The sequence below is a fragment of the Candidatus Profftia tarda genome (assembly GCF_904848675.1).
GTDB lineage: Bacteria > Pseudomonadota > Gammaproteobacteria > Enterobacterales > Enterobacteriaceae > Profftia > Profftia tarda.
In genome coordinates, this window is record NZ_LR890047.1 from 1188854 (window position 1) to 1205768 (window position 16915).

The 16915-nt window shown below is 32.1% G+C and carries 11 protein-coding genes; 2 read left to right on the plus strand and 9 right to left on the minus strand.

Annotated features, from left to right (window positions below; all coding sequences use genetic code 11):
- Nucleotides 1-159 precede the first annotated feature (159 nt).
- From ubiB to rmuC, 4 genes are all read right to left on the minus strand, one after another.
- Complete coding sequence (gene ubiB, locus KTT71_RS03340) at nucleotides 160-1800, minus strand: ubiquinone biosynthesis regulatory protein kinase UbiB (protein WP_420885587.1); 1641 nt, start codon at nucleotides 1798-1800, stop codon at nucleotides 160-162.
- Nucleotides 1800-2408 carry a ubiquinone biosynthesis accessory factor UbiJ gene (locus KTT71_RS03345; RefSeq protein ID WP_216782428.1) on the minus strand — a complete coding sequence of 203 codons (609 nt, stop codon included), beginning with the start codon at nucleotides 2406-2408 and terminating at the stop codon, nucleotides 1800-1802. The genes ubiB and KTT71_RS03345 overlap by 1 nt, the downstream gene beginning before the upstream one ends.
- A gap of 12 nt (nucleotides 2409-2420) precedes the next feature.
- Nucleotides 2421-3176: a bifunctional demethylmenaquinone methyltransferase/2-methoxy-6-polyprenyl-1,4-benzoquinol methylase UbiE gene (ubiE, locus tag KTT71_RS03350; protein ID WP_216782774.1), complete on the minus strand. Its 756-nt coding sequence runs from the start codon at nucleotides 3174-3176 to the stop codon at nucleotides 2421-2423.
- A 120-nt stretch (nucleotides 3177-3296) separates the two neighbouring features.
- Nucleotides 3297-4790, minus strand: a complete 1494-nt coding sequence (rmuC, locus tag KTT71_RS03355) for a DNA recombination protein RmuC (protein WP_216782429.1) — start codon at nucleotides 4788-4790, stop codon at nucleotides 3297-3299.
- Between the two features lie 692 nt (nucleotides 4791-5482).
- Between rmuC and pgi the strand changes: the two genes are divergently transcribed.
- The gene (gene pgi / locus KTT71_RS03360; RefSeq protein WP_216782430.1) at nucleotides 5483-7123 is read left to right on the plus strand and encodes a glucose-6-phosphate isomerase; all 1641 of its coding nucleotides are present in this window, start codon (nucleotides 5483-5485) and stop codon (nucleotides 7121-7123) included.
- A 659-nt stretch (nucleotides 7124-7782) separates the two neighbouring features.
- Here the strand turns inward: pgi and KTT71_RS03365 are convergent.
- The 5 genes from KTT71_RS03365 to iscA all read right to left on the minus strand — a co-directional run bounded on the left by KTT71_RS03365 (nucleotide 7783) and on the right by iscA (nucleotide 12972).
- Nucleotides 7783-9024: a dicarboxylate/amino acid:cation symporter gene (locus tag KTT71_RS03365; protein ID WP_216782431.1), complete on the minus strand. Its 1242-nt coding sequence runs from the start codon at nucleotides 9022-9024 to the stop codon at nucleotides 7783-7785.
- Nucleotides 9025-9771: 747 nt separating this feature from the next.
- Complete coding sequence (fdx, locus tag KTT71_RS03370; RefSeq protein ID WP_216782432.1) at nucleotides 9772-10107, minus strand: ISC system 2Fe-2S type ferredoxin; 336 nt, start codon at nucleotides 10105-10107, stop codon at nucleotides 9772-9774.
- 1659 nt (nucleotides 10108-11766) lie between these two features.
- Nucleotides 11767-11928 (minus strand): hypothetical protein, encoded by a 162-nt coding sequence (locus tag KTT71_RS03375; protein ID WP_216782433.1) that lies wholly within the window; start codon nucleotides 11926-11928, stop codon nucleotides 11767-11769.
- A gap of 97 nt (nucleotides 11929-12025) precedes the next feature.
- Nucleotides 12026-12544, minus strand: a complete 519-nt coding sequence (gene hscB / locus KTT71_RS03380; protein ID WP_216782434.1) for a Fe-S protein assembly co-chaperone HscB — start codon at nucleotides 12542-12544, stop codon at nucleotides 12026-12028.
- A gap of 104 nt (nucleotides 12545-12648) precedes the next feature.
- Nucleotides 12649-12972, minus strand: a complete 324-nt coding sequence (gene iscA, locus KTT71_RS03385) for an iron-sulfur cluster assembly protein IscA (RefSeq protein WP_216782435.1) — start codon at nucleotides 12970-12972, stop codon at nucleotides 12649-12651.
- A 2287-nt stretch (nucleotides 12973-15259) separates the two neighbouring features.
- On the opposite strand from iscA, the gene ygfZ reads away from it, so the two are divergent.
- A complete protein-coding gene (gene ygfZ / locus KTT71_RS03390) occupies nucleotides 15260-16234 on the plus strand; it encodes a tRNA-modifying protein YgfZ (protein WP_216782436.1) in 975 nt (324 codons plus the stop codon).
- The last annotated feature ends 681 nt before the right edge of the window (nucleotides 16235-16915 follow it).

Genomic DNA, 16915 nt, shown 5'->3' on the forward strand with positions numbered 1-16915 from the left:
TAAAATATGTACTTATAACATTAAGAAAGTGTAGTAATAGTCATTATTTATGATGCTAATCTCTCAAATGCTAATTTAGCATGATATATTCAACATATAGCTTTATTACTTGCAATAAGCAAGCTAATTAAGCTCGCAAGCTTATATCAATCAGCTAAGTCAAGTGTTATCTTGACGACCATAACACCATCCTGCAATCCAGATAAGACAGCCGATGGTCATCACCCAAAATGGCCATACTCCTACTTTACTTGTCAACAAGGTTATACCAATAATTAATAATGTAGTACTAACCCCAAACAAATAACATGAAATAACCTGGCGATCGCGCTGTTGATCTAAACGTGTAAATATCATGTCAAAATTTTTCTTCAAAGAATTGTTCTGTTGTAGATTATAGTATAATAACTCTGGAAGTTCAGGAATTTTTTCTACCCATAATGGAATTTTTTCTTTCAGAATAAGCAACATGTCTGATAGACCAGAGTGGTCTTTTAGCCATTTTTCCAGAAAAGGCTTAGCGGTTGTCCATAAATCTAACTGAGGATATATCTGACGCCCTAAACCTTCGATATACAGCAAGGTCTTTTGTAACATAACCAACTGTGGTTGCACCTCCATATTAAAACAACGAGCCGTGTTAAATAAGTCATACAGCACATTACCAAAAGAAATATCAGCGAGCGGTTTTGCAAAAATAGGCTCGCAAACTCTACGAATTGCAAACTCAAAGTCTTCGATTTTCGTATTTCCAGGAACCCACCTAGAAGCAACGTGCAGTTCTGCAACTTTGCGGTAATCTCGGTTAAAGAATGCTACAAAGTTTTCTGCTAAATACCGCTTATCATCTTTGCTTAAGATTCCCATAATACCGCAATCTATACTAATATATTGTGGATTTTCTGGGTGTTCCAGGCTTACGAAAATATTTCCTGGATGCATATCTGCATGAAAAAAGCTATCACGGAATACCTGTGTAAAGAATATCTGTACCCCTCGTTCAGCCAGGAGTTTCATATTAGTATTCTGCGCATGAAGAGCAGATAAATTGGAAACTGGAATGCCGTAGATTCTTTCTGTCACCAAAACCTTTTCATAGCAAAATTTAGAATAAATTTCTGGCACATATAACATTGAGCTGTTTGTAAAATTATGTCGCAGCTTGATCATATTTGATGCTTCGTGCAACAAGTTTAGCTCATCCAGTAGAGTTTTTTCATATTCACGTACTACTTCGTGGGGACGCAAGAGACGGCCATCCTCCCTTATTTTTAAAATCCAATCCGCAAGAAAATACATTAAGCTAATATCTGCTTTGATTATAGGTAAAATATCTGGCCTAATAACCTTAATAACAATCTCTTGACCATTTTCTTTTAGTCTTGCTGTATGCACTTGTGCAATTGAAGCCGAGGCTAATGCGTTTTGATCGAAATCTTCAAACCACTGTTCTAGTGAACCCCCCATAGAACTTTCAATCTGCTGACGTGCTAATATACCATCAAATGGAGCTACTCTATCCTGTAATAAAGAGAGCTGCTCTATAATAAGAGAAGAAAAAATATCACGACGGGTAGATAGCATCTGACCAAACTTAATCCAGACAGGCCCAAGCTCCTGTAAGGATAAACGTAGACGCTCTCCCAAGGATTTGTCTTTATGCTTATTATGCATCCAAAATAGCATATGCCGTGCGATACGTAACAGCAGGTTAATACGCATTTGCGGAATGAGTTCATCTAAGCCGTAAGAAAGACATATCTGGATAATCAAATAAAAACGGCAAAGATCGGATAGCATCACAACTTGTCCTCAAATTGAGAAAAACGCTTACTTAAGATTTCTGAATGATGACTCAAAGCATCAATTTCCTTATAAAACCATTCTGTCTCGCAAGATCCCGGAGCTATATTCCATTCTTCAGTTATTATTTGGACCATATGTTCTTTATGACCATCGAAAAGATTTAAAATCTTACGAGTGCTTTTACGCAGAAACATGCTAATTCCCTGAGCTATTATATCCCCTGTATAAGAAGCTAGTAGATCAGTAGGGTCCCATTCAGCTAAATTTATTAATAAAATAAATTGCTGTATTACTTGGATATCTCCTTCAAGCACTAAATCTTCAGAACGTATTAGTTCAGTGAAACAGCAACGCTTATACAGATCCCACAAAACTGACATTCGAACTCTAATAAAAGAATCGACTTCGTATTCCCAAGAACCTATAACATCTACATGCTGATCACTAAAAATCAAATAGAGTACTAAGTCTTTTATGTCTTTTATTACAATACACAACACTTTGCCATTCAAATATTGACGCTTATTTCTTAGGTAATCATCAGAATATAAAATTCTGTTCAATGTTACTTCAACAGTACTTAGAAACAATAACTTTAACATAACAGTTTTTAGTTAAAATTTGTAACCACGATGTAAAGAAACAATGCCACCAGTCAGATTAAAGTATTCTATATTTTCAAAACCAACTTGCTTTATCATCGATTTCATAGTTTCTTGATCTGGGTGCAAACGAATAGATTCGGCTAAATAGAGATAACTTTCATAATTATTAGATACTAGTTGTCCTATTTTAGGCAAAACATAAAATGAGTAAAAATTATAAGCGCTTTTGAGGGGTTCACATGATGGCCTAGAAAATTCAAGAACTAGCAGACGTCCACCTGGATGTAACACTCTATACATAGAGGATAGAGCTTTGTTTTGATTCGTTATATTACGCAGCCCAAAAGCAATGCTGACACAACTAAAATAATTATCAGGAAACGGTAATTCTTCTGCATCTGCTTGGATATAGTATATATTGCCAATAGCACCCTTATTGCGCAATTTATTACGCCCTATATCCAACATTGAATAATTGATATCCGTCAAAATTACTTCACCTTGCTCACCAACAATACGGGAAAATTTAAACGCTAGATCACCTGTTCCCCCTGCAATATCAAGAATTTTTTGCCCATGACGCACTCCGCTACAATCAATAGTAAAACGCTTCCAAAGACGATGAATACCAAATGACATAATATCATTCATTAAGTCATATTTTTCCGCGACACTATGGAATACCTGAGCAACTTTTTCAGTCTTTTTAACAGCGGCGATATCTTTATAATCTAGATGATTAGTTCCTGACACATCATCCCTCATCATATTATCCTAGTTTTAATCGTATTACTGTTAAATATGCGTAATAAAATATTATCGAAAGAAATTTAAAGTGCAATAATCTATTATGGTAGACATTAAAATTCTTAATTATTAAGTCTATTAATTATTATTTTCATAACTTATTTTATGACCATTATCATCATACTGATTATTTCTACATTCATTATTAAATCTGGCTTCATTCACTAGTAAAGGACTAATAGGCTTTTTTACTTCTACTCCTAAAAGACGAAAACTTTCTACGTGTCCTATAAGATTACCGCGTCCTTGAGATAATTTTTTCATTGCCTGATTATAACTTGCTTGTGCTTTATCTAGACTATCCCCAAGCGACTCCATATCATCAACAAACAAACGCATTTTATCGTATAACTTAGATGCACGATAGGCGATCTTCTGCGTATTTTGGCTTTGATACTCATTGCGCCACAAATTACTAATAGTGCGCAATGCAACTAACAGCGTTGTAGGGCTAACTAACATAACATTATTGCGTAGAGCTTCGCTTATAAGTTCAAAATCATAGTTTAAAGCGGCTAAAAAAGCTGGTTCGATGGGAATAAACATTAACACGTAATCAAGAGAACGCAGTCCTGGCAACCCGTGGTAATTCTTGGAACCAAGTTGACGAATATGCGATTTTACTGAAGCAACATGCTCTTCTAAAGATAGGTTGCGAGCTTTTTCATCTTCAGCATTGAAATAACGCTCGTAGGCTACAAGTGACATTTTAGAGTCTATAACGACATCCTTACCCTGTGGTAAGCGAACTACGACATCAGGACGCATACGGCCATTACTGCCTACTTGCACACTTACTTGAGTGTGATACTCATGACCCTCACGCAGACCAGAGGCTTCTAATACACGTTTTAGAACTACTTCTCCCCAACTCCCCTGAGTTCTATTATCCCCTTTTAATGCTCTAGTCAAGTTAATAGTTTCACGGGTCATTTGCTCATTTAATTGCTGTAGATTACGTATTTCATGAGCTAATGTATGTCTCTCACGCGATTCTTGTCCAAAACTGTCTTGTACCTGACGGCGAAAACCTTCTAATTGCTCGCGCAAGGGACTAAGAAGGATATTCAGACTTTGCCTATTTTGATCCTCTACTCTCTTTCCGTTATGTTCAAAAATGCGGTTCGCTAAATTCTCAAACTGATCTTTAAGGCGTTGTTCATTAATAGCAAGCAAACGCCGTTCTTCTATAGCGCTTAACTTAGTCTCTTCCAAGCGAAGCGTTACTTCTTGTAATTTTATCTCCTGCAAACCATTGACTGTGCGCAGCGCACACAGTTTCTTCTTTAATTGTTCACACTCATTACGCCAAATTGATTGCTGATTGATATTATTCTGTATTGTGACAAGCTCAGTGTACAATATTCGTAGTCCTTGAGCTTTTTCACGCTGTTGTTGTAACAGCATATCTTGATGATATTGCTGATATTCAACAATTTTATCTTGATTCAAGCGCAAACTAGATTGCCATCTCATCTTCTGCTGCTGAAATTGTACACTAGTAATTAACCATCCGAATAGGATACCAAATAATAATCCACTTGCCATAGCATACCAGATAGTGGCGTCCATATTGCCTCCGCTTGATACATCTTTCTTGATAATACAGTAGTATTGTATTATATAAGTATTTCAGTAGATGCATCAAAGCTATAAACCATGTTATAAAAATAATATAATCCTAATCCTAAGAAACTATTAATCCCATAGATATACAAAATACCTAGATAACACTAGTAAGTATGTTTTTTGATAATCAAAGCTAGTCTCTAAACAAAATAAAGATATTGTATTTTTTAATATCGAATATAGTGATATAGACATATTAAGGTCTATATAAGTATGTCAATTACTATTTTTTTAAAAAATATTAAAATTGTAGAGGTATTTTAAATAAATTAGTTGTCTTCTGGATGTATTAAAAGTAAAAGATTATTGTATTTATTTATGCATCATTCTAAAAGAATGATAGTTTTAATATAAAATATAGATAATACATTTTTAATATAAAATATTATTAATTTTATCTAGCAAATAATAATTTGTCATAATATTTGCTTCTACTACATTTTGTAAGTAAATTATTTTAACTATTACAATAACATTATAAAATCACGAATATAAAAAAGATAAAATGCAAGTATTCTTGAGCTAGGTGATTTACTATCTCTTGTTCTTTTATTTCTGATGCAACAATATAGTTTTAGATAGTTTGCATCTTGTATTTTAAAATAATTTTATTATCCAGTTCAAAGGCATAAAACATGCAAAACATTAATCCTACTAAAACATCTGCATGGAGCTCGCTGCAGCAACATTTTACAGCAATGAAAGATGTTCATATGCGAGATCTATTTTCTCAAGACCCAGACCGTTTTTCTAAGTTTTCTTTTAATTTCGAGGACCAGATGTTAGTAGATTTTTCTAAAAACCTCATTACAACAGAAACTCTAGAAAAGCTGCAAAATTTAGCTGAAGAGACAGATTTAAAAGGGGCTATAGCATCTATGTTCTCAGGAGAAAAAATTAACCGTACTGAAGAGCGCGCAGTTCTGCACACAGAACTGCGCGCTCTTCCCGATAAAACTCATATCACTGGTAAAACGGCGGAAATTCTGGAAGTACTTAAAAAGATGAAAAAATTCTGTCACTGCATAATTAGCGGCGAATGGCGTGGTTATACCGGTAAACCTATTACTGACGTTGTCAACATAGGAATAGGTGGTTCAGATCTAGGACCATACATGGTTACTGAAGCTCTTAAGCCTTATAAAAATCATCTAAATATGCATTTTATTTCCAATATTGATGGTACTCATATTTCTGAAACGTTGAAAAAAATAAATACAGAAACAAGCTTATTCTTAGTATCATCAAAAACATTTACCACTCAAGAAACCATGACTAATGCTCACAGTGCACGTGACTGGTTTTTAAAATCTAGTGGTGATATGTCCCATATTGATAAACACTTCGTAGCACTATCTAGCAATCGGAAGGCAGTAAGTGAGTTTGGTATTAACACGATTAATATGTTTGAGCTTTGGGATTGGGTAGGTGGACGTTACTCTTTGTGGTCTGCGATTGGATTGTCTATAGCACTGAGCCTTGGGTTTTATAATTTTGAACAAATGCTGAACGGTGCCCATGCAATGGATCAGCATTTTTCTCAAATTCCTTTTAATAGAAACCTGCCAGTTCATCTAGCTCTAATCAGTATTTGGTATAACAATTTCTTCGGAGCTGAGACTGAAGCAGTACTACCTTACGATCAGTATATGCATAGGTTACCATCCTATTTGCAACAGAGCAACATGGAATCGAATGGCAAAAGCATTGACCGTAACGGTGAGCCAGTTAACTACCAAACTGGTCCAATTATCTGGGGAGAGTCAGGGACTAACGGTCAACATGCATTCTATCAGCTGATTCATCAGGGTACTAAATTGGTGCCTTGTGATTTTATTGCGCCGGCAATAACTCATAACGTGTTAGGGGATCACCATAATAAATTACTAGCCAACTTTTTCGCTCAAACTGAAGCTCTAGCCTTTGGTAAGTCTCGCCAAGAGGTAGAAGAAGAACTAGCAAAAACTGGAAAAGATCTATCTGAATCAGCTTATCTTATACCTTTTAAAGTATTCAAGGGTAATCGCCCAAGTAACTCTATTTTATTGCGTCAAATTACACCATATAACCTAGGATTATTAATTGCGCTATACGAACATAAAATATTTACCCAGGGCGCAATATTAAACATATTCACATTCGATCAATGGGGAGTAGAGTTAGGTAAACAGTTAGCTAATAATATTCTGCCAGAATTAACGGGGGCTACGAAAGTTAAGAAACACGATAGTTCTACTAATGGGTTGATTAATATTTTTAAAAAATGGCGTTCATGAAGGAATATGATAGTAAATAAGATAATAAGCATGATGTACAGAGAAGAGAATTTGCTTACATAATTACTTTCATTTCCAAAATATTTACTGTTTTATATTGGTATATGCTCACTTCCTCTTTTTCGCTAATCACTAACCAAGATATTATGCAAATATTCGTGAGGTATGTACCTAGAATAACCATTCATGATCAAGATAAGTATTAAAATACTTAAGAAAACTAGACAATAGATAAATATAAGCAACCGATATAAAATATTTTTTTAACCTACATTAAGGAAATGAGCAATCTTATAACAGTATTTTTTGTTCATGGGAGATCTTGGTAATTACTATATGTCTTAATATTTAAATATGATATCCGCTAAGGTAGGCAAGTATTTATATTTTTATTAAGTATCATTTAGATTATATTAATAAGGCTCTTCTATAGATTATATATAAAATGAACAAACAACTATTACGAAGTTTTTTATACGCATAAAAATCTAAAAATTTAGAAATATAGTTATAATATCACGCTAATCAGGTATTATATATCAAGCATAATTTATAATTATATTTCTAAAATAAGATAATAAAGATCTGGTAAAAATATTATATTAAAAGTTATAACAAGTCTGATTTTACAGATTTATTTCAATTTAAAAACAATGAATTTAAACTTTGATTTTCCTCAGCAACCAACCTTTTCCTTCTAAAAATCGCGTAACCATCATTGCGCATGCAGTATTACTGGTAGAATTCAGCAGTGTTGCTGGTATATCTATAATGGTAGTCATAATCATGATAATTCCTACCAAGTCTGGTGAAAAACCAAAAAGCGAACAAATCATTAGCTCTCCTGTCATGCCGCCGCTAGGAATACCCCCCATAACGGCACCCACTAAGCATGAAGCGCTAATCATAGCGGCAATATTCACAGGATCGCTGATATCTTTGTGAAATAATGTAAACAGAAAGATGATTTTCATCATACCCCCCATCACTGATCCATCTTTATGAATGTTAGCTCCCAGGGGGATTATGGCGTCTGCTATATCATTGGGTACGCCCATTTTCTTAGTTGCCAGAAGATTAACTGGAATACAGGCAGCACTTGAAGAAGTAGATAAAGCAGTTAAAGATGGGGTGAGTATATAAGACCAAAAAACCTTTATACCTAGTTTGCCCCCGGAAATAAATGCATAAATGGTATTTACTCCAAAAAAATAGATACATGTTAATAGTAAATACAATAGAAAAGCATTAAGGTAAATATCAATAATCTGTGAGCCCAAATGACCTACAGTAGTCGCGAAATAGCAACCCAAACCAACTGGGGCTCCATACATAATTATTTTTATAATACGTAGAATAACGATAGTACCAGATTTTAGAAAAATTGCTATGGGTTGACCTTTTTTACCTGATATGGAAGTCGCAAAACCAAATAATAATGAGAAAAAAATCAGAGGTAGTAAACTAGATCTGCTAAATAGCTGAGGAAAATCAGGGACTGTTAGGGTATTTACGATAATCCCACCAATATTTCTTGCTTGAGTGTCTAGCGCGGGTGGAAAATGAGCAATAAGGTTAATTGATTCTAAGTTTTGGAATGGATTATATATTTTAGTGCCAACAAGGGCTATAATGGCTGAGATAAGAGCAGTACTGATAAATACTACACAGACTGTTTTCAGTATGTTTTGTAATCGAGCTACATGCTCCATTTCTGCAATAGATGAAGCAACACTCAGGAATATAAGAGGTATAATTGATACAAAGATCATGTGCAGAAAAAGATCTCCAATTGGCTGTACAATAGCAGTTTTTTCTCCCAAAATGATCCCAGATAATCCACCAATGGCAATCCCTATCAATAAGCAAATAGTTAAACTATAATTATAAAATATTTTCATATTGTCTCAACCTTCAAAAATTTTGAAAACAAATATATATAATAATTGGTTAGATAAAAAATTACTTAGGGTGCTATTTATTAGCATGCATTAAAATTTAAAATGGTTACTATATTTTCTTACATTATTGTGCATGTAGAAATATTTCTTATAAATATTTACATAAAATATAAAGAGAAAAATATATATCTATTACCCTAAAATATTAGGTCATAATAGACCTTAAAAAAAAGATTGATATATCGCAGATCGCTCTATATTATCTTTAATATATATCACAAACTAAAACCTCTGGAGTGATATAATACAGTACAAATAAATACTATCTATCTGAGCTTGAGTATAGGTATATATTTATAATAAAAAAGCATAAAACATTAAAAGAAACATACAAAATTATTACAACTAATTTTTAAATAAAAATAACTTAATAAAGTTACATTCATAATAAATAAGTTATTAAATATAATTAAATACCCTTAAGAATCATACTTATCTGATGTAAGATGCTTCATCTAAAGTATTGTGGATCTCCAATTTATATTGATAATATCTACAATATTTAAGGAGACATAAACATTATAGCTATAATGTTTATGTCTCCTTTCTTCTTTGAGAGATTTCAGATGATGCACACCTCTATCAATAAAGGTAAAACAAATAGACGTACGTTCAATCTAATTTTAGAATACAATTGATTCAACAATCTAAGTACTATATAGTCAATTATCCCTATAACAGTTTTATTTAATATGAATGAGAATAATTAATAGTATAACGAGGAATCTCGATAACTAGATCATGATCTGCTAGTTTTGCCTGACAACTTAGTCGACTCTCTTGTTCTAAACCCCATGCTTTATCTAGCATGTCAGCTTCAAGCTCGCTAATTTCCTCTAAAGATCTAAAACCTTTACGGATAATACAATGGCAAGTTGCACAAGCACATGCATACTCACAGGCATGTTCAATTTCTATTCCATTACGTAGAGCAATATCAATAATTTTTTCCCCTACCTTGGCTTCAATAACTAATCCGGATGGACAGCGCTCTTTATGAGGCAGAAAGACTACTTTAGGCATTTTTAATCTCGTCAATTTATTGTCTAGAAAGTGCTAAATAAATATATGTATCTATCATCTGCGAAGCAAATAATTGCGTCTGTTGCTCTAGTAATTTATCTTATTAGCAATATTTTTAACAGAATCACTAGTCGCAGCATTCCCTAATTCATTTATGGTTTTTAATGCTTCTAAGCTTTAAATCTCTTAGAAATCAGTAATATTTTCTTAAAGCAAAGTGCACAATATATAACATGCGATAAGTTTAACTTGTGTTCCGCTAGTATTCGCGCATAGATATCTCCATTAGCATTTTGCGATAGACTAGTTAACAATGAATATTATTTGATTATGAGTTAAAATATCAGACGGTTTTAATGGAATAAAAGATTATATGCCATTATATTTTCCTTGGCAGTAATACTCAGCAAGCCATCAGCATCTAAGAGAAAAGTCACGGTAAAATAAGGGCACTAATAGATATTGATGAGAGTCTTCTTTAGGGTGAATTGAGCAAGAAAAGCGTTATTTTTAGCTAGTTTGCAAAATTACCTTGTACTGCGTAAATCATCATGTAATATTAACCATCTTGAAACGTATTAAACTCCTTCATGCAAGCTACCTAGATACGTAGTATTTGTGCAGAATTATTTTTTGACCAGCATGTAATGTTTTCTAAACCAAGGAATAAGGAATTAATATCTAATAACAATATGCAGATTCAGGATGATTAAAAACTAAAATATTAGCCTGAATCGCAATTGCCATGGCTGCTACTAGTTCAGTCTGAATAGAAACGAGAGGTGCACGGGCAAAAGTATACTAATGTATTCACCAATGGAACATGGCTCGAACCTCCTATGATCAATACTTGAGTAATTTTGTTGACGTGTAATACTAGTATCTGTCAATGCATATTTGCATGCAATCAAGGTGCCTCTCACCAATATTTCAATCAATTTATTCAACTATTCTCTAGTTATAGATCCTTACATCCTAAAACTCAAAATCGAACTTTGCAATATCACTAGGTGCAGTTTTTGACTATAATAGAAAAATTAAGAAATTGAGTCTTAATATGAGTATCGACACAATCGGTATACACAGATCTATTTCATAAGAAATAGGACCATAAATTATCTAAATAATATCTGCCAAGCCTAGAATCATCAGCAATTGCCAGGACCGAAAAACATCATATCTAAGATGTGGAATACCAATATCGAAAGTATTAGATCCTAGGTCTTAAACTACTATTACTCCTTATTATCCTTGTGATTCTTAGCTATAATAAAGGCTACTTATCTTACTTCATTAAGCAGGCGCAGCACACGAATAATTGCTCGAGGATCGCATTCTTACTGCCCTTATGCTATTTAGCATCAACATAATTAGGAATGGTAATCACCACAACGCCTAGTTCCTCCTCAAGAACTATCTGCGCTCTTAGATAAAGACTTTAATATTTCAGATGAAACTGAGACTAGATTTATTCTAATAGCGGATTTAATCATCAAAGTTAATTTAACTGCACTGGTTTAAATTGATAAAAAAGATGCGGATAAGAATTCTGCACATCTTCTTAAGAATGTTTTAGCAAACGTTTGATGGATCATATTGCTTTAACCAAATTTTAAGAAAATTCCTGAATAGTTTAATAACCAACATGCATTATATCTTTTAAGGTAAAGTAACTCTAGAAAGCAACCAATTAAAAATTATGGGATCAGATATAACTTTTACTTGACCTCCTTGCATAGTATTCACGAATGAATTTGTAGCAACTAAATCAATACCAATAAGTAAACTACGTTTATGAGGCAAAGAATTAAAAACCCTCATATCATTTCTTCTCAAGAAAACCATATTGCAGTTCTGTTAAATAATATTTATTAGAATAACTAATCTTAATAAGATATATTAAATTTTTAAAATTATTTTATAGACCAAGATTTTTTTCTTCTATTTGATTTATTTGCTCTTCGATCTTGTCAAGAAAACGCAGTTCACATAAAGTTTTCAGGGCTGACTTCCATTGCTTTTGTTCTAGCTCAAAAGTCATTTGAGCGTTACGCTTCTTTATCATTTTATAGATCCGTCCCTTAAAATTTATCATCTCTTTTTCAGAATCAGGGAGATGTACTATAGCATCAAGTTCTTCATGAAATTTTAAATACTTAAAAAGAAATGATGCATGACATGCTGTATGGTCTGTATTCTCTAAGTCAAGACCCTGTAAAGAAAGGATATACTGTGCACGCTTTAAGGGGGATTTTAGGGTTTGATAGGCATTATTAATAGTTGCAGCATATGCAATAGCCTGCATGTGCTCATATGCATGATTATTCGTATGGCGATCAGGATGAAATTTGCGCTGCAATGCTTTGTATCGTGAAGCAAGTAGATTGCCATCAAGTAAGTAGCAAACTGGCAACCCAAATAATGTAAAATAATTCATATATCCTCTAATGATTATTCTATAACTCATTAATTTACAGTTGCTTATATATGAGGTTGATGTAACGTACAGAACTTTAACTCAGAAGATATTAGTCATCTGACTTAGACTTTAAAACTAGCGCCACATCCACATTCACTAATAATGTTTGGGTTATGAAATTTAAATCCTTCTTTCAGACCGTCTTGTACAAAATCAACCTGCGTTCCATTAAGATACCCTAAGATTTTACTATCCACAATCAGTTTGACCCCTTTGTCTTCAAATATAACATCATATTCATTAAGTACATCGACAAATTCCAGTACATAAGTCATGCCGGCGCAACCAGATATTCTTACTCCTAAGCGCACACCATATCCCCTGCCGCGATTAGTAAAAAACATATGTATACGCTTTGCAGCCGCTTCACTCATGCTAATAGACATAAAAACCTCGGTTATTTATTTCAAAATTTTCTGTAGAACAAAGCCGAGAAGTTACTTCAACTTAAGCTTACTGAGAGTAAGAAGGACAACATATAAAATATAGTGATTACTTACCCCTTTTAAATAATTAACAAAGGTTTATAGTGTAGTTTAGCATAATTACTGAGCTCTATAGTCTGCTCATCACCACAAACATGGTAGTTTCGTCAAAAAATAATTTTTTAAAAATAGAAATAAGCAAAAGGGAGCATAATATTTATCCTCTGATAAATATTAATTGATATTGTATCATATGAATCCATTTTTAAAATTATTAATGATGATATAGAGCAATCAAGATTAGAAGAAAATACCTACAATAGTATATAAATACTCACATTCTTGCTATATCTTATATATCTTTAGTACACACACAGAACGTGATCACATAACACTCTCATATTGCAGAATACTACTGAAAAGCAATACAATTATAAGACAATATTTTAAAGATAGACGAAAATTGATACAGATCATATGTAAGTTAATCACTATACCTTAATGATGAAATCAATAACCTAAAAATCAATAGATTATGATTTATTAGACTTTATTTTAAAAGTATTTCGATATAGATACAGAAAAACAGGTATTTGATAGACTTCAGAATAAGAAAATTAAAATAATTATTCTCTTATTTCAAAATCAAGGTATCATTTATAATAATAAAATTATCTAATATAGCATATCTTTTATACTTATCTTTGACACAAAGATAGTGATAAAATAGGCCTATAGCTCAAAAACTAATATGCTCTTGTATCTATGAGTTACATATAGATATAAAAATATCTAATAGTATGCCAACCAATATTCCAGAAGCGATACCGCATAATAACCGGTGCAATATTATTGCATGATTAGCAAAATGTATCATGCATAATGATTCAAAAGTTTTAGAAAATAGACGATTTTATTAAATGTAGACTTAGTGATTCGGGTATGATGCCAAATTTTTGATAGTTTTTATTGATATCTTATTCTGTATACAAAATAGTTAAATAACTAAATAACTAAATTAACCTTTTTGGAAAAGGGGTTATCTAGGATCACTATTAAAACTATTTATGTGGTAGCAATAACTAAAATATATAGATATTAAAATGCTAATCACCTTAATCACTAATAACTCTGGAAAATATTTAGATTAAGATAAAGCATAAAATATAAATAAAAGAATCATATATATCATTAAATCAATAATATCCTTGAGCCTTCAGCAAAAAAAAGGTCAGTTCAGCAATGTAAAATCTAACAAAGTAGATATAGAAGAAAATAATTTTTAATTGCATAATTAATAACATACTATTATATAGATTAAATCCATTCTTTAAAAAATTCTAACATCACAGGATATCATTTCATCTGCAAACAAATAAAGAGTTATTAATAAAATGGTTGTCTGCTACTCAAACCATATCAGCAACTCATTGAGAGGATATTAATACTCATTTAAGAAGCAAACATAGCTAGTAATTAAAAATTACTATCAGATAAGATATTAAAATATAATTATTCTATAAATATGAAGATAGTAAACTCCTAAGACGAATAACATAAGATATAATCACGTTTATGTAATAAAATAGCAGTGCAAAAAATTTACTAAAATGACTGCAAGAACCTATTTTGCTACATGTTTTTATACACACATGATGCGTATGAATTAAAATTTAATGCCTTTCTTCTCATTCTCCTATTTAAGGAAATAATATATTATATATATACACATTATTTTAAATGATTTTTCTGAAAATTAAACTTAGGTGATACAATTTAAGTACATAATAATTATTGTCTTATTTAAATACACAAAAATTATTTTTTACATTCATAATAAATGATTATATCAATAATTATGATCTATAACAGGGCAGAATGATATCAACCCTTAGTCATAACTGTGTGCTATAAATATATTTTAATATATAAAGACAATAATATATTTTTGCGCTTTATATAATTATATACAACTAGGTTGTATAACCAGATTTCCGTAAAGAGTAAAATACAAAAATATTTTACAAACTGCAAACCAAGTATCATTACTTTAGTAACCTATAGGATTTCCTAAAATATAGGTTTGATGATGCTTGACAGTATGAACTTAATAGAGATCTACTTGATTAATATACTTAACAGTAGTGTTATTCCACTTAGGAATCAAATATCTTTTCTGCAATCATTTACTTCTTCTATCTTAATAAAAGATTGTTATTTTAACACTAACTTAGTAGAGAATAACCCGATGCCGTTCCACTATCCTTTTGAAGAAAAAAAGCTAGTTACTGCGAACCAACTGCCACCAACTATCATGCTACTCAATGATTGGCAGGTAGTAAGCGTGACTGGTGATGATGCCATTAAATATTTACAAGGGCAACTAACTGCAGATCTTACATCCTTAGTGGAGGAAAAACATATCTTATCTGGTCACTGTAATCCGAGAGGTAAAATGTGGTGCACTTTACGTGTATTTCATAGCTCAGAAGGTTTATCTTACTTGATCAACCAAAGCGTTGCGAATCAACAAATCAAAGCATTAAAAAAATATGCAGTCTTTTCCAACGTAACAATTGCTCCTAAAGATAATGTAATTATTTTCGGCGTAGCAGGTTTTAAAGTCGCTGATCAGCTGAAATCATTCTTCACACAACTACCTGATGCTAAAAAGCCAGCTATTACTCATCAAGAGACAACGCTACTTTATTTGAAGCACCCAGAAGAGCGATATATATTGATTACATCGCAACTAAATGCTGGGATAATTATTGAGAATCTTAAGAAAAAAGTAGAGTTAAATGACAGTAAACAGTGGATGTCACTTGACATAGAAGCCGGATACCCTATTTTCTATACAGTGAACAGCGAAAAATTTCTTCCACAAGCAACTAACCTTCAATTATTAAACGCAATTTGTTTCAATAAGGGTTGTTACAGCGGGCAGGAAATTATTGCTAGAGCTCAATATCGAGGTGCAAATAAACAGGCCTTATATTGGTTGCAAGGATCAGCAAGCCGCCTTCCTCTTCCTGGTGAAGAGGTAGAGCTATATTTAAATACTAGATGGCGCCATATAGGAACGACATTAGCAGCTATCCAGCTCACAAATGGCAGTCTGAATATTCAGGCAATATTACATAAAGATATCGAGAAAGATAGCATCTTAAGAGTATTTGATGATGAAAGAAGCGTTCTAAAAATTAAAGATCTTACATACTAGTTGATAAAGCATAAATGGACTAGTAGTATATATTGCTACATACTACTGATATAAAATAAAAGCTATTTTAAAATTTATTGTTAAGATAACCACTCTGATGCAGAGCTTGCATGATAATATATTCTTTCTATTTATTTTGGGTATTTATAATTTTTCATGTTTAATTTACAGCAGAAAATTTATACCATGATAAACATCATCTATTAAATAGTGGGATTTTTCAAACCAGTGTTAGAAGAATTATTTATATAAATAATCTATGGCTAATATTCATATTTATATTATTACCTATAATTATATAAAAGCAGCATTCCCAGTATGCGATCTAACATCAATCAAGATGCTAAAAATAACTAACAGCAAGAATATCATAATATTAATAATTTACAACCATTTCAATCATTGTTCGCAATAAGAATATCTATAGACCATTTATCTATCCTGATTGGGTCATATATCTTTATAAAGATATTCAATGTATATATGCCATAGCTTTATTAATTAATTATTCATGAGTCATATATAAGATACATTAAATGCATTGCAATGTAAGCAGTCTCCTTATTAAAGGACCCGAAATACTAAAACATTAATGCCTATTATTAATTAATAAGTAGAGTAAGGAAGCACTGTATTATTACATGACATTCTCCAGCGTTGACAATTGTTAATCAACAGAAA